Source organism: Phocaeicola sp., from assembly GCF_048170425.1.
GTDB lineage: Bacteria > Bacteroidota > Bacteroidia > Bacteroidales > Bacteroidaceae > Phocaeicola.
Map to the genome: position 1 here is coordinate 1 of NZ_DBEXBB010000190.1, position 20,323 is coordinate 20,323.

Consider the following 20,323-nt stretch of genomic DNA (forward strand, 5'->3'; position numbering starts at 1 on the left):
AAATACTCAAAGTATCCCAAACCTAATGTCTGATGATACCCCCACAAGTTCCCCATCGGTTTACGGGCTTCCAGCGGGCCCACTGAGTTTTTCCAGCGATAAATATTATCAATTCCGTTTCCATGTGCCACACAACCGCCCGGGAAACGCACAAAACGTGGATGTAAATCGGCCAAAGTCTGTGCCAGATCGGCTCTCAGTCCGTTTTTACGGCCCTTGAAAGTCTTTTGAGGGAACAATGAAACCATATCCAGATACAATTCTCCAGTCACTTCCGGTTCCACTGAAAGCACAGCCGCATCCACATCAGTCTGAGCCGTCAGTACAGCCGACTGCTTTTTCCATTTTCCGGCTGCTACACGTACAGAAGATTTCGCCACTTCCTTTCCCTCATTATCCAGCAAGCGTACGATAACTTTACCCCCTTTACTTCCTTCAGGCATACGAGAGAAGAGAGAGAAATCATACTTTTCTCCTTTCTTCAACGTAATTCCATCAAAACCCGGATTACGGAGGGCCATTCCCGGCTTAGCCTGCAATACGACATAATGCGGATTGTTCTCATGCAAAGGATTTTCAGTTGCCACCTTCACAGCCGACGACTGCCCGTTCTCCCATACGCTCCAGGCATAGCCGCTATCAAATCCCTGATGTGCATTGTCCTTCGGAGAATACTCAAAATCACGGTTCTGTACCAGTTCCGCATAAAGTCCGCCATCAGCTCCGTAATTAATATCTTCAAAGAAAATACCAATCAGTTTATCGCTGATGGGCTTCGCCTCTTCCGGACGTACTGTCAATTGTAAGGACACAGGAGCCAGTCCGGCAAAACGCTGAGCATCCTGTTCCGTACGTTCATTATGCAACTGGTCTCTGTAAGCCCGGTAGTCCACAAACTTCAACAAACGATCTACGTCTTCCCAGGCCACTTTCTGTACATATCCTTGTTCCATTACACCTGCTACCACCGCTTTCTTACGCGTCTCACTACCTCGGCTTACGGCCGGTACCCGCTCACCGTCCCGAGCCGGCTGCATATAGTAAGTCTGTGGATTCCACTTCATCAAATCCGGCGAAGTGGCATGCCCCCATTCTTTTCCGCTCTCGTTCAACTGCCAGAAGCAGTGCCATACTCCTTTTTCATCCCGCACCAGATGAGGATTAAACATGCGTTTCTCGGCTCCCCAGGCGCCGTAATCACATTTCACATATCCATATCCGTTACCGATGCTGAACCAGCGTGTCTCATCTGTACTCCAGGCCAGCTTCAGTCCACTACGGCCTGCATCGTTCACAGTGGCATACGAAAACAGATATACCGAATCCGGTTCATTCATCACTTCCTGTACGTGAGCCGATACAGGAGAACTGGTAAGGCAAGCACATAAGGCAGCCAAATGTATCAGGTGTTTCATAGGTAAGAAGGTTGTGTTTAAGATTATTATTTGGAAACTTTTACACGCTGAATCGTACCGTCCGCATTGAATTCCATCCGGTCAATGCAAACTTCACGGTGTACCCCAGGACCTTTATCCTTGTCCAGGTAATTTTTATTGATACGATGGTACACGATATACCATTCATCGGTACCCGGCTTACGGACTACGGAATTATGTGCCGTACCGTAAATTTCCTTCGACGGGTCTTGTATCATCACAATCGGGTCTTTGGCCACCTTAATCGGTCCCAGAGGAGAATCCGATGTACCGTATGCCACATGATAATTGGCTGAACCTGTATCATCTACCGACCACAGGAAATAATACAATCCCTGACGATAGAACACGTATGGCGCTTCACGATAGGCATAATCTTTCAATGTTCCTCCTTTCGGTGTCATCACCTTCAGCGTTTCCTTCTTGATAGATACCATGTCATCGTTCAGCTCGGCTCCGGCCATATAACCGTTGCCCCAATACAAATAAGATTTGCCGGAAACCGGATCAGTGAACACATCCACGTCAATCTGCTGTCCGTGTCCGACCGGAGAATCTGTAATGATAGGTTTACCCATATCTTTGAAAGGCCCTACAGGTGAGTCTGCTACGGCTACTCCGATTTTCTTGCCTGAATCATCGTTCGGATTGCCACTGTAATAGAAGAAATATTTATATTTCCCGTCAATCAGTTTTTCTTCAATGGCCGGAGCCCAGGCATTTCCATTTGCCCAAGGAACCTGCGGAGAGCGCAAATCCAGCATCACTCCTTCGTAAGTCCAGTCCTTCAAGTCAGCCGAAGAGAATACGGTAAAATACCACCCTCCCCATCCGGGTTGTCCGTCTGTAGTTGAGTAAATGTAATAATGCTGTGTTTGCTGTGAGTACAGCACTTCAGGGTCTGCATGAAATCCCGGCAATACCGGATTTACCGGCAGTTCACCCAGTTCAGCCGGCTTACCCCATTTGTCTGTAATTCGTTTCAGTTCTGCACGAGTAATAGGAATGATGGTACCATGACGAGGATGGAAGTTCATCTTCACTGCATGATCTATCACTTTAAAGTTCTTCAAGTCGGTTGTTTCCGTGAACTGATAAGCTCCCTTCATGTACACATCATACATCAAGATGTACTTGTCCTGTCCAATCAGCTTGAACGTACCGGCTCCTTCCACCGCTTCCTTTGTCTGCTGTTTATAGTCCGGTTGTTCCTCCCATTCCCCAGAAGTCAGCGAACGAGTGGTTGCCACTTTAATGCCGTTACCATGTCCTTCCGTTTTATAAAAAAGATGATATACCCCGTCTTTATACACGATATCACCGTCTATACAAGATTTCTTGTCCTTTGGAATAAAAAGAGGCTTCGGTTCCCCTTCCAGGTCAGTAAAATCTTCATTGGCATACGCATAATAAATCACATCTACCCCACCGGCATACTGCATGGACCAGTATACCATGTATTTCCCGACCTCTTTATTATAAATAGTCTGAGGAGCCCATACACGTTTCAGCTTTTCCTGTCCCGGATAACGTTTCTGCATATTAATGACAGAATGCGACCAGTTTACCAGGTCGGTAGATTTCAACAGCACCATCGCACGGTTAGAGTCCCAGCCATTGTCTGACACCATATCGGTCACTACCATGTAAAAAGTCTGACCGTCTTCTCCTCTCAGGATATGAGGATCGCGCACCCCACCGGTAGAACTGATTACTTTTGAGTCAAGCACCGGTTTGTTATTATTCAAGGCATAGTAAGTATATCCATCCATACTTACCCCATAACATACAGCTTCTTCACTGATATGGTTCCCCGTAAAATAAGTGAACAAATAAGCTACATAATCTTTTTCTTCTACCAATGCGGCAGACACTGATTCCGAAATGAACGGAAGCAAGAATAACAAAGACAGGATTCTGTTTCTCATATACTTTACATGTTAACGTTTGATGCAAAGATAGGGAATTAGTGTATCACATACAACTATTAATCATGCAAAAAAGGAGGAGAATCGTGCATTTTTATAACCCATAAACCGTTGTTACCTTGGAAACTTAAAGTAATTTGTATATTTGCACTTACTGTAACCATAAAAAGAGTTGTGACACATGCAGTAGAAACCTATACACTGCATTATAAACAAAACCATATCATCATGAAAAATCCAATGAAACTAATCGCCTTGCCTCTTTTTCTTGGAGGTTTGATAGCATGCAGTCCGAAAACTGCCGTAAATGAAACAGACTTGTTGGGTAACTGGACAGAAATACTTCCTCCTCCATCCAACTTCGTACAAGGAATGACACTGGCCGAAGAAGGAAAAGCCTCCTCCATCGGTATGGCTACTCTGCAATATGAAAGCTGGCAGCTTCTGCCGGACGGACAGTTTATTCTGAACGGAAAAAGCATCGGAAACGGACAGACAATTTCATTCTCAGATACACTGGCCATCCTGTCTTTACAACAAGACACCCTCACTCTCCAGAAAGGGGCCGATTATCAGATAAAATATGTACGCCAGCTGGAATCAGCACCTTTAGTCGGAACCGACAAGGCTTCTACAGGATACACCTGGTCGGACGTATTACAAAAAGACATTCAGATTTTTGAGACAGGACAAAAAGTACTCTCTGCCACCGACAGCCAGGCAACCCAAGCCGGCTTCTTAGTTTTTGCCACGGATTCTTCAAAAGTAGAAGTCTTCTTGCCTGACACCAAAGTCATACTCGACCGCCGTGTGCGCCCTGACGGCATTGCAGTCTGGAACGTAGAAGACGATGACACCTATCAGGTGCAAGCCAGCGTAGATTCTTGGATTGTATCCAGAAGAGGGCGACTGCTTTATAGCACACACGGAACCGACAAAAAAATAGAAACGTCCTTCCTTACTTCAGAAAACACAGAAATCCCTGTGGCATTCTATCCACATGAAGCCCTCGCTGAAGTTTGCTTGGACGGACAATACATGTTGCTCTCTCAGTACCGCACAGCCTCAGGTTACGGTTACAAGAATACCATTCTCGATTTGCGTGGCAAAGGAAAAGAAGCTACACTGACACGTAGTACAGACGGAAAAACGTTCCAGCTAACAGAAAAGGACTAAAAACAGTATCGTATGTGGATGAATCTACTTTTATTAATCGGCGGATTAGCTTTGATTTTAATAGGAGCCAACGGACTGACCGACGGAGCAGCCTCTGTAGCCAAACGTTTTCGTATCTCCGACCTGGTTATCGGATTGACCATTGTAGCCTTCGGGACTTCTGCTCCTGAACTGGTTATCAGCGTACTTTCCTCACTACAGGGAAGCGCCGAGATGGCTATCGGTAACGTGGTGGGAAGTAATATCTTCAATGTATTGATGATTATCGGGTGCACCGCTCTGGTTCTCCCCATACAAGTGGGACAGGGCACTATGAGCAAGGAAATTCCGCTGGTCATTCTTTCCGCACTGGTACTCATCTGCTTTGCCAACGACTGCATACTCGACGGAGGAAGCCAGGACATCATCAGCCGAATAGACGGACTGGTACTATTGGGTTTCTTCCTGATTTTTATGCGTTATACGTTTGCCATCGCCCGCAACGGGAACGAAGACGGTGGCGAAGAACAGAAGGTAAAGGAACTGCCGGCATGGAAATCAGCCCTATATATTATAGGAGGACTGGCCGGATTGATCTTTGGCGGACAATTTTTCGTGGACGGTGCCAGCGGTATTGCCCGTTCATTAGGTGTCAGCGACTCCATCATCGGACTTACACTGGTGGCCGGAGGTACCTCCTTGCCGGAACTGGCAACTTCCGTCACGGCGGCCTTGAAAAAGAATCCGGGCATTGCCATTGGAAACGTCATCGGCAGCAACCTGTTCAATGTATTCTTTGTACTAGGATGTAGTGCAAGCCTGTCTCCTCTCCCTATGGGAAATATCAACAACATCGACATGGCTGTACTGGTAGGCTCTTCCATTCTGTTCTGGCTGGTGGGCTGGTTCTTTAAGAAACGGACCATCACCCGCATAGAAGGAGGACTGTTAGTCGCATGTTACATTGCTTACACTGCCTTTCTTATTTCACAACAATAAAGAACCTTGTTATAAATATTAACCATGAAAAGAATCTTCATTCCCTTGACTGGTCTTTGCCTATTGACAGCCTGCAACCCGTCTTCTAACCAACAGACTGAAAAATCCGTTACACAAACAGTGAATACCGACTCCATTCAGGTACTCCACGGACAACTTATCATGGGACACGAAGCCTACAGCTTCACTCCCGATACAGACACTACAGCCTATTGGGTTGTTGACAAGTCGGGTGAGCTGAAGAAGCACTATGAAGCAGCTCTTCCCTCCGATGCAAAACCCTATACAGCCATACCAGCCAAACTGAAAGTCCGTATCCAGGGCCCTTCTTCCGAGGGCTTTGCAGCTGAGTATGCAGGCGTAATGGAAGTAATGGGAATTGACAAAGTGGGAGAATAAACCGTCTCCTGAACAAAGTCAAGAACGTGCCTACAAAGAAAGTTACATATACTTTTCTTTTTTATGTTTCCCTTCCGTGAAACGTATGTTTCTCTCGGCAGAACCGTACGTTTCACGTAAGGGAAACATACGGTTCTGCAAGGAAAAACCTAAAACATACAAAAACGTTTTTCAATTACTTCCCTTACATTGTCTCAAACAAAGCCTGCACATCTACAAATCAGGTAGCCATTCTGATTTTACCTTACACAAAAAAGGGTGAAAAAACTTCACAGCCTTTTCACCCTGCCCAAAGAGAGATTTTATTTTTTATAGATGTGTTTTCCTTCGGTTACTACCTGAGAAGGGTTACCGGCATAGCTGATACTTCCGCTGCCATACGTCCTTGCCGTAATAGAACGGGAAGCACGACAAGACAAATCACCCGAACCATATACAGCCGCATCGACTTTAACGGCTTTCAGGTTATCTGCCGCCAAATCACCGGAGGCATTGTCACGAAGTACGGCTTCCTGGCAGCTGCCTTTTATAACCATATCGCCACTGGCATTGACCGTAGCCTTCACGATGTCCTGACATTGCAGATTAGGCACCACCAAATCGCCGGATGCATTGATGGTCAAAGACGCATGCTGACACACAGCTTTGTGAACTGTCATATCTCCGCTGGCATTGATACTGGCCTGTAACTTCTGGCAGTTGACCTGCTGTACATCAATGTCACCACTGGCATTGATTTCAGCCTGCAAGCTATTGCACTGCACCGTAGGGCATTCAATATCACCGCTGGCATTCGTCTGGAAACGTATGTCTCCCTGTGTTTTCAATCCTTTGGGAATAGATATATCACCGGAAGCCATCGTGGTAAAGCGACTGACAGAGGGCGCATATACATCTACCCGGCAACGGTTCTCACCCTGGATGCTGGTACCGTCCTGATAATAAACCCTCAGTTCACCTTTTGACTCTTTCAGTACCACATAGGGCATGACATTGTCTGAAGCATAAATTTCTGCATACGGACTGCCGGAGGTCTGGTAATACACCACATCAATGGAAGAAAGTGTAGACACTTCCCGTATATCTCCCAAAGAACGTTTTTCCGTCTGGTAGTTTTTACTTGGCTGAATAGTATGAGCAGTTCCTATACAACTGAAACAGGTCAAGGCACAAGCCAATGTGAGTATGTTCATTCTGGTTTTCATTATTCTATCTCCTTTATTTTTATAGTTATACATTCTATTATTCTATTTTCAGATTTTCAGTCGGATTAGCCCGTGCTGCTTTCCATACCATCCCGAAGGCTACCAACCACACTACCAGACATACGATAAGAATACATCCGGCAAACAGGTACCACGTGAGGTCTATCTTGACAGCAAACAATTGCAAAAGCTGTTCACCTACCTTCCAGGCGCACAAAGCACCTATCACTACAGCCGGAAGAGCTATCTTCAGCAAATCGAGCAGGAAGATTTTCTGTACATCGGCCATGGAAGCTCCGTGAATAAGGCGGATGGCGATTTCCGAACGACGGCGTGACACTTCATCGCGCACATACGCCACCAGCCCTGTCAGGGCAATAATCAGGATACACAGGCCTGCAAAGAGTACACTGTTGCGTACATGCAACACGGCATTGTAAAGATTTCCCATCTCGAGCGACAGGCTGTACACCTTCAACTGCTGGGAGGAAATGGTACGGTCGATTACTTGCTGCACTTCTTTCATCGCTTCAGGTGACATCCGGTTCAAGGCTACATACAAATAACTCGAAGGTTTATTTCGATAGAACATCACCGTAGGACGTTCGTCATGGCTTTCCATGACCTGAGAGCCTAAGTGAATATCTTCGTACACCCCACAGATAGTAGCCATTGTCCGATGTTCGGTAATATACACTGGCTTCCCGATGGGAGAACCTGTCCATTCAACCAAGGTTTTCATGCGTTCCACAAACTGACGGCTGACCATTACTTGTTGTGACAAGGTATCCGTCAACGTAGACGTGAATACATTTCCTTCGATAACCGGAATCTGGAAAGCCTTGTGATAATCGGGACCTACATAATACATGTCGGCAATATTCATGTATTCTTCTCCTGTTTCGGGATTGTACACATTATTTCCGCTACACGTCCACGACATGAGTTGATAGCCCCAGGTTACAGCCTTTACCTCCGGCAGTTTCTTCAGTTCCTGCACACAGCGTTCCCGTTCCACCATCTCGGTGCCCGACAAGTTGGTATACAACGTATTCCGGTATTCAAATCCGGGATTGAAGTTCATCAACGTGTGATACTCCAGACCGATGACTGCCAGCAGACAAACGAAGAAGGCCGTCAAGGCAAACTGCAAACACAGCAGTCCCAGTTTCCACCTCCGCTTGTTTTCCGTATAACGGCGATACGCGTAAGTCACCGGAATACGGGTATAAAGATAACCCGGCATCACTCCGCAAAGCAAAATCACTCCCAAGGTCACGGCCAGACAGACCCACACGGTAGACAAAGGGAAAAGCGACTCCAAGCTATGTCCAATCTGCTCTTGCAGGAAATCCTGCAAGCCAAAAATAATCAATACAGCAAGTGCCAGACTGATCAGTCCATGCAACAAAGATTCCGAAAGAATCATCCGGTAAATGTCGCCGCTTCCTGCCCCATAGCAACGGTAAGTGGCAATTCCCTTAGCACGACTCACCATGGACGAAACTACCAGCAGGATATAGTTTAACACAGCCACTAGCAGCATGATAATCGCAAAACTCAAAAAGACAATGTTCATGATGCGGTTGTAATCGGACGAGGTGAAAATCTCACCTACCGGACGGAAGGAAATCTCAAAATCCGTTCCCGACTGAGCCAGCTCTTCTGTGATATGGTTTGCTTCCAACATACGTTGCATCCCTTCCTTCAAGTCATCCGGAGTAGTTCCTTCGCGCAACCGGACATAGGTTTTGTAGCGGTCATTCCCCAGCCAGTTGTTGCGTCCATCGTAGCTCACCTGTCCGATAGTCGGCAGGGCAATGAGTACATCCATCTGCGGAAGATGGGTATTCTCAGGAAAAGCTTCAAACACCCCGACTACGGTCACATGAAACTCGGGATATTGTTTCCATGACAACGTTTTCCCGATAATCTGTTCGCCTGCCACCTCCAACAGTTTGGAAGAGATATAGGCATTGTTGGCTTTTTCCAACCCCGTATAAGGTTCCTCTCCCATCCACAGTTTCCGAGGAAAGACCCGAAAGAAAGTACTGTCGCAAAACCAAGCCTGCCCATTCAGTTCTTGACGATCTTCCGTAGTCAGCGTCATCGATCCAATTCCCGTGAAACGGGTGGCCACTTCCACCGCCGGACAATAGCGCTGTAACCCCGGTCCAATAGCACCAGGAGTCTGCGAATATTCTCTCCAGTCAGTTCCTTTCTGTTTGTAGCGTTCTTCCACCCGGTAAGTATCTTTCAATCCCGGCAGGAAGTTATCGTACGACCGTTCGAAAATGACCTCTGCCAGCATGACCAGGCCAATGGCCAGTCCCACACTCAGGCAGACAATCTTGACCACATTGGCCTCTCCTTTTCGAAACAGTCCTTTCAATGCACGTTTCATAAGGCACTATTTTACATTTCCGCGATAGAAGCCACAATCTGTCCGTCGAACAAATTAATCACACGACTGGCAAAACCGGCATCACGCTGGCTGTGTGTCACCATCACAATGGTAGTTCCTTCCTTGTTGAGTTCGGTCAGCAGTTCCATCACTTCCTGTCCGTTCTTGGAATCCAGGTTACCGGTCGGCTCGTCGGCCAGAATAATCTTCGGTCCGGAAACCACGGCACGTGCAATGGCCACACGTTGCTGCTGACCACCCGACAACTGCTGCGGATAGTGTTTTGCACGATGGCTGATATTCATTCGTTGCATGATTTCATTCACCCGACGCTTCCGTTCGTCAGCCGGAATCTTCAGATAAGTCAACGGGAGTTCAATGTTCTCAAACACGTTCAGCTCGTCAATCAGGTTAAAGCTCTGGAACACGAAACCGATGTTTCCCTTGCGCACATTCGTGCGGTCTTTTTCTTTCAGACTGCCAACTTCCTTTCCATCAAGGAAATAACTTCCTGAAGTCGGATTGTCCAACAGGCCCATAATATTTAATAAGGTAGACTTTCCACAACCGGAAGGTCCCATAATTGCTACAAATTCTTTGTCTCTTACCTCCAAGCTTACTTTATTCAGTGCCAGTGTCTCTACTTCTGTGGTGCGAAAAGTTTTTGTCAGGTTTTCAATCTTAATCATAATCGTATTGTTTTATAGAGTTTGTATTTTACATGTCGGAATTTCATTTCCATCAAATTCTATACAAAGTCCATGCCAACACTTTAAATATCTGATTACCAATACAAATCAGATTTACATAAAAAAACAGGTGTCTAAAAATTAGACACCTGCTGTATGATTTTTTGACAATATCCAATGGAAGTCTATGCCTTGACACACTTTATCACGACACGCCGGTCACCTTCCAGTGTCGTGGCAAACAAATACACGTCTCCTCCTTCTTTCAGTTTCCACTTCTTGCGGAGTTCTGCCACCGAAGCCGGAAAGTTGCGCACCGTGAGATTGGCCTTATCCACCCCCTGCAACAACTGTTTCAATTCTTTTTTCCCGAAACCTGACACTTCCAGTACCCGAAAACGACGTCCTGGAAAATCGACTAATGAATCGGAAGTATAAAGATGACTGTTTGCATGTAATTTCTTGACGCCGAAGCGTGCGCCCAATAACCGGTAAGGTCCCGCTTTCAGCAAGGAAGCCCCCGGTTCATAAAGATAACTTTCTACCTCCCCGGCCAACAGGCATTGTGCTTCTTTTTCCTGTGAATAAGTGAAAACAAACGGCTCCGTCAAAAAGTTATTAACAGCCTGTTCACAACTTATCCACACCCCTCCAGGGCCTTCTGAAGGGGATTTCGTCTCTTTTTGTAGCACAACCAACAATTCTTTGCACTCGTTATTCACAGCTACTACATGAATCTGCCGGATGTATTTCAACTCCCGTAAGGAAGAAAAAATATCCAGCATGGGCGAAAGCTTCACCACTACCGTCCGGCCTTTTTCTACCAACAACGGCTCCAGTTTCTGCACATCGGGTTCACAGTCAGCAATGGCCACCGTCTTTCCCCCCTGACTGTCGCGACGGGCTGGGTCCAAGAACAGGCAATCCACCGGTTCCATCTTTTGCAGGTATTCCACTCCGTCGGCACAATGCACCGTTATCTGTGGCAAGCCAAGCAACGGGAAATTATGGCGAGCCAGTTCACACAGCACTTCCTGACGTTCCACGTAATCTACCTTCCGGAAGTTTTGTGCCAGGAAAGAACAGTCCACTCCCAAACCTCCCGTCAAATCGGCCATCGTATCACCTTGCAGCCACGAGGCCTTGTAGCGGGCCGTGATTTCAGAAGAACACTGCTCCATGGACAGGTGAGCCGGATATTGTACTCCTTCTGTCTGTGCCCAAAGAGGAACCTTCTTCTCGGCAATCTGCCAGCCGGCAATCTGCACTACTGCCGCCGCCATATCTACCTGCGGATACTTACGGGCCTGCAAAGCTAATGCACGTACATCTTCCGTACGATGTGCACAGATAAACTGCCATGTGTCAGGTGAAAGTATTGCCATTTTTCTATTCTTTACTATTGTAAACAAGGGGGTGTTTTTCTTTTGCTCAGATAAAGGCATAAAAAAAGGAGTTCCGCTGAACTCCAACCTTTGTTAACCTTAAATCTAATACTATGAAAAACACGATGCAAAGGTACGGACTTTCTGGAATTATGCAAGTTTTGTGTGCGTTTACATGTGTTTTATAACATAGATTAAGAAGTACATATCCGGTTTTAAAGGGCATTAAGAAAATACGATTAATATACCCGCATGCCGAGAAAAAAAGGAATGTGGGCTTTTCGCATGACAAAGCATTTTCCAATCACAGACTTCATGTTAAAAAGACATAGGAATCCCCCGCAACGCCCCAGTATTCCAACAAAATATTGTATCTTTGCTCCGATTATATACTTGACACAACATGATAACTTTAAAAGAATTCTTTTCATTTAAAAAGAACCGCTTTTTCTGGCTGAATCTCATAGCCATAATTGTCGTAATAATTGGTGTATGCTGGGGTACCTTGCTCTGGCTGGACAGCTATACACACCATGGGGAAGCTTACATGGTGCCAAATGTGAAGAACAAAACATTGAACGAGGCTCAGCAGGCTCTCAGTAACCAGAAACTGAAAGGGCTGGTTATCGACTCCAGCTATGTCAAAGGGGTACCCGACGGCATGGTACTGGACCAAAATCCGGCAGGAGGAGCACGCGTAAAAGAAGGAAGAACGATTTATCTGACTGTCACTACTTCAAAGGTCCCTCTGGTAAAGCTTCCTGATTTGATAGACAACAGTTCTTTGCGTCAGGCGGAAGCCAAATTAAAGGCGATGGGCTTCAAACTGACAGAACCGGAATACGTTTCAGGAGAGCAGGATTGGATATACGGTATCAAATACCGTGGAAGAAGTCTGGCTAGCGGAGATAAAGTTCCCCACGAAGCCATGCTGACTCTATGTGTAGGCAACACGGCGATTCGTGACTCTCTTGCCATGGATTCTACACTGATTAATATGGATATGAATTCGTCTGCCGACAGTGAAGCCGAGGTAGATGACTCTTGGTTCTAAATCTAACCCCCTAAACAAAGATGGCAGAGGATTTGATTGATTACGAACTGGACGGAGAAGCGCCAGACGATATCGAGCCGATTCAGGGTGAGCCTGAATTGTATGAGCATTTCCGTACGGTGGTAGATAAAGGACAGGCTCCTGTCCGCATCGACAAGTATTTATTTGAGCGAATTGTCAACGCATCGCGCAACCGGATTCAGATGGCAGCCGACAACGGCTTTGTCATGGCCAATGGGAAACCGGTGAAAAGCAGCTACAAGGTCAAGCCGCTGGACGTGCTGACCGTTATGATGGACCGCCCGCGCTATGAGAATGACATTATTCCGGAAGATATTCCACTAAATATTGTATATGAGGACGATGACCTGATGGTCATCAACAAGCCTGCGGGGTTGGTAGTACACCCGGGATGTGGAAATTACCACGGTACCCTGGTCAACGCCATCGCATGGCACCTGCGTGACGTCCCGACCTATAACCCGAATGACCCACAAGTGGGATTGGTACACCGCATTGACAAGGATACCTCAGGACTATTGGTGGTAGCCAAAACACCCGATGCAAAAACCAGTCTGGGACTTCAGTTTTACCACAAGACAACCAAGCGTGAGTACAACGCGCTGGTCTGGGGGATTGTAGAACAAGATGAAGGCACCATTACCGGCAACATCGGACGCAATCCGCGCGACCGGATGCAGATGGCTGTCATGTCCGACCCGGAACAAGGAAAACACGCCGTGACACATTATCAGGTACTAGAACGATTGGGGTATGTCACACTGGTAAAGTGCGTACTCGAAACCGGGCGTACCCATCAGATTCGTGTACACATGAAACACATCGGGCATACCTTGTTTAATGATGAACGTTACGGTGGTCACGAAATCTTAAAAGGAACTCATTTCAGCAAATACAAACAATTTGTAAACAACTGTTTCGAAATCTGTCCCCGTCAGGCACTACATGCCAAGACATTGGGCTTTGTACACCCTCGTACAGGAGAGGAAATGTTCTTCACTTCCGAACTGCCCGAGGATATGACCTGCCTGCTGGAACGATGGAGAACGTATATCAGTAACAGAGAATAACAACTATGAAACGTACAATTGCGATTGTAGCAGGAGGAGACTCATCTGAACATGGAGTCTCCATGAAAAGTGCAGAGGGTATCTACTCTTTTATCGATCAGGACAAATATACCCTCTATATCGTGGAACTGACTAAAGCACGCTGGGAAGCGATTCTTTCCGACGGCAGCCGTGCACAAGTGGATAAGAACGACTTCAGTTTCATGGATCATGGACAGAAAATCATACCCGACTTTGCCTATATCACCATTCACGGAACTCCGGGAGAGAACGGTATCCTGCAGGGGTATTTTGAACTGTTAGGTATTCCTTATTCTACCTGCGACGTGCTGGTTTCCGCACTGACTTTCAGCAAATTCACCTTAAACCAGTACCTGAAGGGATTCGGTGTACGGGTAGCTGAATCCATGCTGGTAAACAAACGTCACGGCATCAGTGATGAGGATGTCATCGCAAAAATCGGCTTGCCTTGCTTCATCAAGCCCAATGCCAGCGGTTCCAGCTTCGGTGTAACAAAGGTGAAAACAAAGGAACAGATTCAGCCGGCTTTGGAAGCTGCTTTCAAAGAGTCGGATGATGTGATGATTGAAGCTTTCATGGATGGTATCGAACTGGCCAACGGATGCTACAAGACCAAGAGAAATGAAGTGGTATTCCCTATCACGGAAGTAGTCAGCCAGAATGAATTCTTCGATTACAACGCCAAATACAAAGGTGAAGTAACAGAAATTACACCGGCCCGTCTCAGTCCGGAACTGACCAGCCGCGTACAGCAGCTCACTTCTGCCATCTACGACATATTGGGATGCAAGGGGATTGTACGCGTAGATTACATCATTACAGAAGGTGAAAAAATCAACATGCTCGAAATCAATACCACACCGGGAATGACCGCCACCAGCTTTATTCCACAACAGGTGCGCGCTGCCGGACTGGATATAAAAGATGTTATGACCGATATTATTGAGGACTATTTCAATTAATTTCGTATATTTGGGAAGAACAAGCTATCGACATCATGAACATACCTGCAGAATTTGACGAGATTCGTCCATACACTCCTGAAGAACTTCCGCAAGTCTTCGACGAATTACTCTCCGACGAGGCGTTTCAGGCTGTCATTCAGTCTGTCATGCCAGGTGTCCCTTTGGAAATGATTGCCGCACAATTGCATAGTTGCAAAACGAACCTGGATGTGCAAAAGACCTTTTTCCACAAGTTGCTGCATGAAATCATGCAACATCATAGTGACGGTTTCGACATGGATGCTTCTTCACTTCCTGACAAGAGCCAGAACTATACGTTTATATCCAATCACCGTGACATTGTACTCGACCCCGGGTTTCTTTCAGTAGGCTTGCTGGACAACGGCTTCCCTACCACTGTAGAAATCGCCATTGGAGACAACCTGCTTATTTATCCGTGGATAAAGAAACTGGTACGGGTGAACAAGTCGTTCATCGTACAGCGTGCCTTGAGTATGCGGCAAATGCTGGAATCATCTGCACGCATGTCGCGCTACATTCACTTTGCCGTGACACAAAAGCAAGAGAATGTGTGGATTGCACAACGTGAAGGCCGCGCGAAAGATTCTAACGACCGTACGCAGGACAGTGTGCTGAAGATGCTAGCCATGGGAGGTGAAGGCGATATCATCGACCGCTTGAAGGAACTGCACATCGTACCGGTGGCCTTGTCTTATGAATACGACCCGTGCGATTTCTTGAAAGCCAAGGAAATGCAGCAGAAGAGAGACTCGGAAACATTCAAGAAGAGCCAGGCAGACGATCTGACCAACATGCAGACAGGTATCTTCGGTTACAAGGGACGTGTACACTTCCAGACAGGACCTTGCATCAATGAAGAACTGGAAGCACTCAGAGGATTGCCTAAAACGGAAGTTTTTACTCAGGTGTCTACATTGATTGACAAGCATATCCATCGCAATTACCGGCTCTATGCGGGCAATTATGTGGCTTACGACCTGCTGAATGGTACAGAAACATTTGCCGGGAAATATACCCCGGAAGAAAAGAAGCGCTTTGAAGCCTACCTGCAAAAGAAACTGGACTTAATTCAGCTTCCGGACAAGGACGAAAACTTCCTGCGCCAGCGAATCCTGACCATGTATGCCAATCCGGCTATCAATCACTTGAAAGCCATCGCACAATGAAGAAATTTGGCGTCATCTTATACAGTCTTCTTTGCATACTCCTTTTAGGGGCATGCAAAGAAGATGAATATGTCTATCCCAATGTAATCACCACTTTTATTGATGCGGCCACAGATGAAAGCGGCACACTGCAGAAACTGATTACAGACAAAGGAGAGAGCCTGCAAATTCTTAACCGGGAAGGGCTGGACGGACTGACTCCTGACTCTATCTACAGGAGTGTATCCATCTATGAGCCAAAAGAATCAGCAGATAAGGGACAAGCGACTGCCCTGCTCTATTCCTGCCAGCTTATTATTGCCGTGAAACCGGTTACAGTGGACAAACTGCCGGAAGCGACCGCCAAAACCGACCCGCTGGATATTCAAAGTGTATGGAAATCCGGGAACTATATCAACCTGATTCTGTTGCCTATGACAAAAGAGAAAAGTCACATTTTCCACTTCATTGATGAAGGCATCTCAGATAACGGTGACGGAAGCCGGACACTTCACCTGACACTCTATCACAACCAAAACGGAGATTATGAGGCATTCACCCGTAAGAGCTATCTTTCCATTCCGCTGTGGGCTTACGAAGGGCAGCTGACTCAGGGCGACAAAGTCGTACTTCGCATCAACACCTATGAAAAGGGCTTTGTAAGCTATGAATTTACTTATTAAAAAACACTTTATGATTAAGACTATTTATTTCATGTTCTTTATATGCATGTTTGCCGTAGCCATGGTGGCATGCAAAGGAAAATCAAACGATAACTTCAAAAACGTATCCGCTGATGAATTCGAAGGCTTTATCGGAAACGAACAGATACAGATTGTAGACGTAAGAACCGTAGCGGAATACAGCGAAGGACATATTCCTGGAAGCCTTAACATCAACGTACTGGATGAAAGTTTTTCAGCCAATGCCGATGAGTTGCTGAACCCGGAACAAACCATTGCCGTATATTGCAAAAGCGGTCGCCGAAGCCGGAATGCCGCAAAGATACTGGTCAAAAAGGGATTTAAGGTATACAACCTGGACAAAGGTTTCGACAACTGGAAAGAGTTGGGTAAAGAAATCGAACAATAACCTCCTTATTTACAACAAGAATGCCGTGATATAAAAGAGTCCTGCTCTCTATATCACGGCATTTTTCGTAAACTCTATCTGATTACAAACTTTGCAGCATACGTTTCAATACCACTGTAGCAGAAATTTCACGGTTGGCTGCTTCCGGAATCACCAGTGAAGTCGGTGCTTCAATCACATCGTCCGTCACAATCATGTTACGACGTACCGGCAGACAGTGCATAAAGAACGCATTGTTGGTCCACGACATGTGTTCAGTATCTACCGTCCAGCTCATGTCCTTGCTCAGAATCTTTCCGTAATCTTCCGGACAAGTTACACCCGGACAAGCCCAGTTTTTCGCATAAATAAAGTCCGCACCTTCAAAAGCTTTCTTCTGGTCATACTCCACCTTTGCTCCACGCACGAACTTCGGATCGAGTTCATAGCCCTGCGGATGGGTAATCACAAAGTCCACATCTGCCTCATTCATGAAATCAGCAAACGAGTTGGGTACTGCCTGCGGAAGTGCACGCGGATGAGGTGCCCACGTCAAAACCACTTTCGGGCGTTCGGTACGCTTGTATTCTTCAATCGTAATCAAATCAGCAAATGCCTGCAAAGGATGTCCTGTAGCCGCCTCCATAGAGAAAACCGGTTTACCGGAATACTGAATAAACTGATTCAGAATCTTCTCTGTATAATCATCTTCCCGACTTTCAAATCGCGCGAAAGAACGTACACCAATCACATCACAATAAGAAGCCATTACCGGAATAGCCTCCAGCAGATGCTCACTCTTGTCGCCATCCATAATCACTCCCCGCTCTGTTTCCAATTTCCAGGCACCCTGATTCACATCCAGCACAATGACATCCATTCCCAAATTGCGGGCTGCCTTCTGCGTGCTCAAACGCGTACGCAAACTGTTGTTAAAGAAAATAAGCAGGCAAGTTTTGTGCTTGCCCAACGCTTCATATTTATAACGGTCGTTCTTAATCTCAAACGCTTCTGCCAAGGCGGTTTTCAAATCGCCCAAATCGAATACATTGGTATAAGTTCTCATACGCAAAATTGTATATTAATTTATTTTTTCATCGCAAATATACTATAAAAATGCAATACATCGCTCATTTTATTAATTTTTTCGTACCTGACCATCACCTTCCACAATCCACTTGTAGGTAGTCATCTCCCTTAATCCCATTGGACCACGAGCATGCAGTTTCTGAGTGCTGATACCTATCTCCGCCCCCAAACCAAACTGAGCCCCATCAGTAAATGAGGTCGGTGCATTGACATACACACAAGCCGCATCTACTGCCCGAGTAAAGAGAGCTGCTGCTTCTTTATCCTCTGTCACGATACATTCACTATGTCCGGAACCGTGTGTATAAATATGCGTTACTGCCTCGGCTATATCATTTACCGTTTTGATGGCCATCTTATAGTCTAAAAACTCGGTACCGTAACTTTCCAAAGTAGCAGGTTGCAACAATTCTGCCGGATAACTTCCTTCCAATACCTGATAAGCTGGCTCATCTGCATACAGAATGACCCGGCTCTCCTTCAGGGGCGCACACAAAGCCGGCAAATCGGCCAAACGTGCCTGATGCAACAGCAGACAGTCCAGGGCATTACAGACACTCACCCTACGTGTCTTGGCATTATTGACAATGGCAGCTCCTTTTACAAGGTCACCCGTCTTATCAAAATACGTATGACAGATTCCAGCTCCCGTCTCGATGACCGGTACGGTTGCTTCCTGACGTACGTATCGAATCAGATTACTGCTTCCACGAGGAATAATCAAATCCACCCAACCTTCCGCATGCAAAAGAGATTCTGTTGCCTCCCGGGTAGAAGGCAATAGTTCCACCACGTGTGAATCTATACCAAACTCGTTCAATACCTCATGAATCAGTTGCACAATAGCACGGTTAGAGGCATCGGCGTCACTTCCTCCCTTCAGAATAGATGCATTCCCACTCTTCAAGCACAAGGAAAACACATCGAAACTGACATTCGGACGAGCTTCATAGATTACCCCTATCACCCCAAACGGCACGCTCACCTTCTGCAAACGAAGTCCACTGGGCACCGTATAAGCCTCCCTCACCATTCCCAATGGAGAAGGTAAAGAGGCCACCTGACGCATATCAGCAGCAATACCCTCCAAACGTCCGTGTGTCAGCTTCAAGCGATCATATTTCGGATTGGACTTTTCCATCCGCCGCAAATCCTCCTGGTTAGCTTTCAGCAAAACCGCCGTATTTTCTTCTATTTTATCGGCCACGGCACATAACACCTCATTAATAGTCTGCGAATCCAGCATCGCCAGCTTACGAGATGCTTCCCTAACCGCCTTAAAAGTTTCATTCAGATTCATAATTGTTTTATTCAGATTGCAAATTATCGCAAAAATACAATTTCAAAGAGAATCTCAAAACACAAAAAACAAAATATTCCACTATTCGGTAAGAAATATATTACCAAACTGAATATTTATTCCCGAAAGTTTCTTATCTTTGAATTAAATAAGAGAGAAAAGAACTTCTGATTTATTAACCCTTAAAACAAGTGAGTATGGAAGCAAAGAATTACGATTCATTGATTGAAGTTTTCAGAGGAGATCTCTGGGAAGCTGAATTGATAAAGGGATTGTTAAAATCTGCCGGTGTGGATGCCATGCTGAAAGATGAAACACCATTGTCTGCCGTGACTTCGTCCTATGGAGGAGGTTCCGTATGCGTGCTGGTTAATAAGGAAGAAGAAGTATATGCACGAAAAGTAGTAGCCGAGCGAAAAGTATGAAACATTTATTCTTAACCCTGATTGCATTTTTTTCAGTAGCCCTCCCCACATTTGCACAAAACCTAAAAACAATTACGTGGAGTTCGTATGGAGTTTCTTTTAAAGCCCCTGCCGATTTAGTAGTAGAAGATGATTCTTCCGAAGGATACATTGCCGGGAACGATACATATTACCTTACCATCCAGCTACTGGAAGGGGAAAACCTGAAAAAAGAAGAATTAGGACAAGAGTTGAAAGCTATTGCCACAGACGATGAAGTGACATCGCAAAGCGGCGTACAACCTTTTGAGCTGCCTCAATTCCATGGTGTGCAGCTCAAAGGTAATTGTGAAGAAGAGAAATGTATCTACAGTTACTTGCTGGCAAAAGACGGAAGCTGCGGCTTCTATGTTTCCATTATGTACCGCAAGGAAAATGATAAAACCCCAGAGACTATCTTGAGAAGTTTCCGTATGGAAGAATGAGCTTTCAGAGGAAAGCGATTTTGTGAAATAAATTAAAAAGGTAGTGTTTTCCAGAAGTTTATTTCGTATTTTAGAGC

General features: G+C 45.9%; 19 protein-coding genes. 11 read left to right on the forward strand and 8 right to left on the reverse strand.

Annotated elements, in window-relative coordinates; all coding sequences use genetic code 11:
- A partial coding sequence (locus ACMJ0U_RS07385) for a carbohydrate binding domain-containing protein (RefSeq protein WP_417129251.1) occupies positions 1–1,415 on the reverse strand: 1,415 nt, incomplete at its 3' end.
- 26 nt (positions 1,416–1,441) lie between these two features.
- Positions 1,442–3,364 carry a family 43 glycosylhydrolase gene (locus ACMJ0U_RS07390; RefSeq protein ID WP_417129253.1) on the reverse strand — a complete coding sequence of 641 codons (1,923 nt, stop codon included), beginning with the start codon at positions 3,362–3,364 and terminating at the stop codon, positions 1,442–1,444.
- A gap of 228 nt (positions 3,365–3,592) precedes the next feature.
- Between ACMJ0U_RS07390 and ACMJ0U_RS07395 the strand changes: the two genes are divergently transcribed.
- The 3 genes from ACMJ0U_RS07395 to ACMJ0U_RS07405 are packed head-to-tail and all read left to right on the forward strand — an operon-like array spanning position 3,593 to position 5,917.
- Positions 3,593–4,540 carry a lipocalin family protein gene (locus tag ACMJ0U_RS07395; RefSeq protein ID WP_417129255.1) on the forward strand — a complete coding sequence of 316 codons (948 nt, stop codon included), beginning with the start codon at positions 3,593–3,595 and terminating at the stop codon, positions 4,538–4,540.
- 18 nt (positions 4,541–4,558) lie between these two features.
- Positions 4,559–5,518: a calcium/sodium antiporter gene (locus ACMJ0U_RS07400; protein ID WP_417129283.1), complete on the forward strand. Its 960-nt coding sequence runs from the start codon at positions 4,559–4,561 to the stop codon at positions 5,516–5,518.
- 24 nt (positions 5,519–5,542) lie between these two features.
- The gene (locus ACMJ0U_RS07405; RefSeq protein ID WP_417129257.1) at positions 5,543–5,917 is read left to right on the forward strand and encodes a hypothetical protein; all 375 of its coding nucleotides are present in this window, start codon (positions 5,543–5,545) and stop codon (positions 5,915–5,917) included.
- A 302-nt stretch (positions 5,918–6,219) separates the two neighbouring features.
- Here ACMJ0U_RS07405 and ACMJ0U_RS07410 read toward each other — a convergent pair whose 3' ends face one another.
- The 4 genes from ACMJ0U_RS07410 to ACMJ0U_RS07425 form a co-directional block, all read right to left on the reverse strand.
- On the reverse strand, positions 6,220–7,110 hold the full coding sequence (locus ACMJ0U_RS07410) for a GIN domain-containing protein (protein ID WP_417129259.1): 891 nt from the start codon (positions 7,108–7,110) through the stop codon (positions 6,220–6,222).
- A gap of 49 nt (positions 7,111–7,159) precedes the next feature.
- Entirely contained in the window at positions 7,160–9,526 is a 2,367-nt protein-coding gene (locus ACMJ0U_RS07415; protein WP_417129261.1) for an FtsX-like permease family protein, read from the reverse strand.
- Positions 9,527–9,537: 11 nt separating this feature from the next.
- Positions 9,538–10,215 (reverse strand): ABC transporter ATP-binding protein, encoded by a 678-nt coding sequence (locus ACMJ0U_RS07420; protein ID WP_007564268.1) that lies wholly within the window; start codon positions 10,213–10,215, stop codon positions 9,538–9,540.
- Positions 10,216–10,400: 185 nt separating this feature from the next.
- Complete coding sequence (locus ACMJ0U_RS07425; RefSeq protein WP_417129263.1) at positions 10,401–11,600, reverse strand: THUMP-like domain-containing protein; 1,200 nt, start codon at positions 11,598–11,600, stop codon at positions 10,401–10,403.
- A 403-nt stretch (positions 11,601–12,003) separates the two neighbouring features.
- On the opposite strand from ACMJ0U_RS07425, the gene ACMJ0U_RS07430 reads away from it, so the two are divergent.
- The 6 genes from ACMJ0U_RS07430 to ACMJ0U_RS07455 are packed head-to-tail and all read left to right on the forward strand — an operon-like array spanning position 12,004 to position 16,989.
- Positions 12,004–12,654 carry a PASTA domain-containing protein gene (locus ACMJ0U_RS07430; RefSeq protein WP_417129264.1) on the forward strand — a complete coding sequence of 217 codons (651 nt, stop codon included), beginning with the start codon at positions 12,004–12,006 and terminating at the stop codon, positions 12,652–12,654.
- A 20-nt stretch (positions 12,655–12,674) separates the two neighbouring features.
- On the forward strand, positions 12,675–13,745 hold the full coding sequence (locus ACMJ0U_RS07435) for an RluA family pseudouridine synthase (protein WP_417129266.1): 1,071 nt from the start codon (positions 12,675–12,677) through the stop codon (positions 13,743–13,745).
- A 5-nt stretch (positions 13,746–13,750) separates the two neighbouring features.
- Complete coding sequence (locus ACMJ0U_RS07440) at positions 13,751–14,728, forward strand: D-alanine--D-alanine ligase (RefSeq protein WP_417129267.1); 978 nt, start codon at positions 13,751–13,753, stop codon at positions 14,726–14,728.
- A 35-nt stretch (positions 14,729–14,763) separates the two neighbouring features.
- Entirely contained in the window at positions 14,764–15,918 is a 1,155-nt protein-coding gene (locus tag ACMJ0U_RS07445) for a 1-acyl-sn-glycerol-3-phosphate acyltransferase (RefSeq protein WP_417129269.1), read from the forward strand.
- Positions 15,915–16,580, forward strand: a complete 666-nt coding sequence (locus ACMJ0U_RS07450; protein ID WP_417129271.1) for a NigD-like protein — start codon at positions 15,915–15,917, stop codon at positions 16,578–16,580. Before ACMJ0U_RS07445 ends, ACMJ0U_RS07450 begins: the two co-directional genes overlap by 4 nt.
- 10 nt (positions 16,581–16,590) lie before the next feature.
- Positions 16,591–16,989, forward strand: a complete 399-nt coding sequence (locus tag ACMJ0U_RS07455) for a rhodanese-like domain-containing protein (RefSeq protein ID WP_417129273.1) — start codon at positions 16,591–16,593, stop codon at positions 16,987–16,989.
- A gap of 82 nt (positions 16,990–17,071) precedes the next feature.
- On the opposite strand, the gene ACMJ0U_RS07460 is transcribed toward ACMJ0U_RS07455, so the two are convergent.
- Positions 17,072–18,034: an acetylornithine carbamoyltransferase gene (locus ACMJ0U_RS07460; protein ID WP_007564249.1), complete on the reverse strand. Its 963-nt coding sequence runs from the start codon at positions 18,032–18,034 to the stop codon at positions 17,072–17,074.
- Positions 18,035–18,106: 72 nt separating this feature from the next.
- Positions 18,107–19,357 (reverse strand): glutamate-5-semialdehyde dehydrogenase, encoded by a 1,251-nt coding sequence (locus ACMJ0U_RS07465; protein ID WP_417129274.1) that lies wholly within the window; start codon positions 19,355–19,357, stop codon positions 18,107–18,109.
- Positions 19,358–19,554: 197 nt separating this feature from the next.
- Between ACMJ0U_RS07465 and ACMJ0U_RS07470 the strand changes: the two genes are divergently transcribed.
- Positions 19,555–19,782 carry a DUF2007-related protein gene (locus ACMJ0U_RS07470; protein WP_117673722.1) on the forward strand — a complete coding sequence of 76 codons (228 nt, stop codon included), beginning with the start codon at positions 19,555–19,557 and terminating at the stop codon, positions 19,780–19,782.
- Positions 19,779–20,246, forward strand: coding sequence for a hypothetical protein (locus ACMJ0U_RS07475; protein WP_417129276.1), 468 nt, complete (start codon positions 19,779–19,781; stop codon positions 20,244–20,246). The genes ACMJ0U_RS07470 and ACMJ0U_RS07475 overlap by 4 nt, the downstream gene beginning before the upstream one ends.
- The last annotated feature ends 77 nt before the right edge of the window (positions 20,247–20,323 follow it).

What these genes read in the sequence shown, in the direction of transcription:
- ACMJ0U_RS07455 (WP_417129273.1), top strand. Translation starts at nt 16,591, where the DNA reads ATGATTAAGACTATTTATTTCATGTTCTTTATATGCATGTTTGCCGTA.
- ACMJ0U_RS07430 (WP_417129264.1), top strand. Translation starts at nt 12,004, where the DNA reads ATGATAACTTTAAAAGAATTCTTTTCATTTAAAAAGAACCGCTTTTTC.
- ACMJ0U_RS07390 (WP_417129253.1), bottom strand. Translation starts at nt 3,364, where the DNA reads ATGAGAAACAGAATCCTGTCTTTGTTATTCTTGCTTCCGTTCATTTCG.
- ACMJ0U_RS07465 (WP_417129274.1), bottom strand. Translation starts at nt 19,357, where the DNA reads ATGAATCTGAATGAAACTTTTAAGGCGGTTAGGGAAGCATCTCGTAAG.
- ACMJ0U_RS07410 (WP_417129259.1), bottom strand. Translation starts at nt 7,110, where the DNA reads ATGAACATACTCACATTGGCTTGTGCCTTGACCTGTTTCAGTTGTATA.
- ACMJ0U_RS07400 (WP_417129283.1), top strand. Translation starts at nt 4,559, where the DNA reads ATGAATCTACTTTTATTAATCGGCGGATTAGCTTTGATTTTAATAGGA.
- ACMJ0U_RS07395 (WP_417129255.1), top strand. Translation starts at nt 3,593, where the DNA reads ATGAAAAATCCAATGAAACTAATCGCCTTGCCTCTTTTTCTTGGAGGT.
- ACMJ0U_RS07440 (WP_417129267.1), top strand. Translation starts at nt 13,751, where the DNA reads ATGAAACGTACAATTGCGATTGTAGCAGGAGGAGACTCATCTGAACAT.
- ACMJ0U_RS07405 (WP_417129257.1), top strand. Translation starts at nt 5,543, where the DNA reads ATGAAAAGAATCTTCATTCCCTTGACTGGTCTTTGCCTATTGACAGCC.
- ACMJ0U_RS07435 (WP_417129266.1), top strand. Translation starts at nt 12,675, where the DNA reads ATGGCAGAGGATTTGATTGATTACGAACTGGACGGAGAAGCGCCAGAC.
- ACMJ0U_RS07470 (WP_117673722.1), top strand. Translation starts at nt 19,555, where the DNA reads ATGGAAGCAAAGAATTACGATTCATTGATTGAAGTTTTCAGAGGAGAT.
- ACMJ0U_RS07425 (WP_417129263.1), bottom strand. Translation starts at nt 11,600, where the DNA reads ATGGCAATACTTTCACCTGACACATGGCAGTTTATCTGTGCACATCGT.
- ACMJ0U_RS07415 (WP_417129261.1), bottom strand. Translation starts at nt 9,526, where the DNA reads ATGAAACGTGCATTGAAAGGACTGTTTCGAAAAGGAGAGGCCAATGTG.
- ACMJ0U_RS07420 (WP_007564268.1), bottom strand. Translation starts at nt 10,215, where the DNA reads ATGATTAAGATTGAAAACCTGACAAAAACTTTTCGCACCACAGAAGTA.
- ACMJ0U_RS07475 (WP_417129276.1), top strand. Translation starts at nt 19,779, where the DNA reads ATGAAACATTTATTCTTAACCCTGATTGCATTTTTTTCAGTAGCCCTC.
- ACMJ0U_RS07445 (WP_417129269.1), top strand. Translation starts at nt 14,764, where the DNA reads ATGAACATACCTGCAGAATTTGACGAGATTCGTCCATACACTCCTGAA.
- ACMJ0U_RS07450 (WP_417129271.1), top strand. Translation starts at nt 15,915, where the DNA reads ATGAAGAAATTTGGCGTCATCTTATACAGTCTTCTTTGCATACTCCTT.
- ACMJ0U_RS07460 (WP_007564249.1), bottom strand. Translation starts at nt 18,034, where the DNA reads ATGAGAACTTATACCAATGTATTCGATTTGGGCGATTTGAAAACCGCC.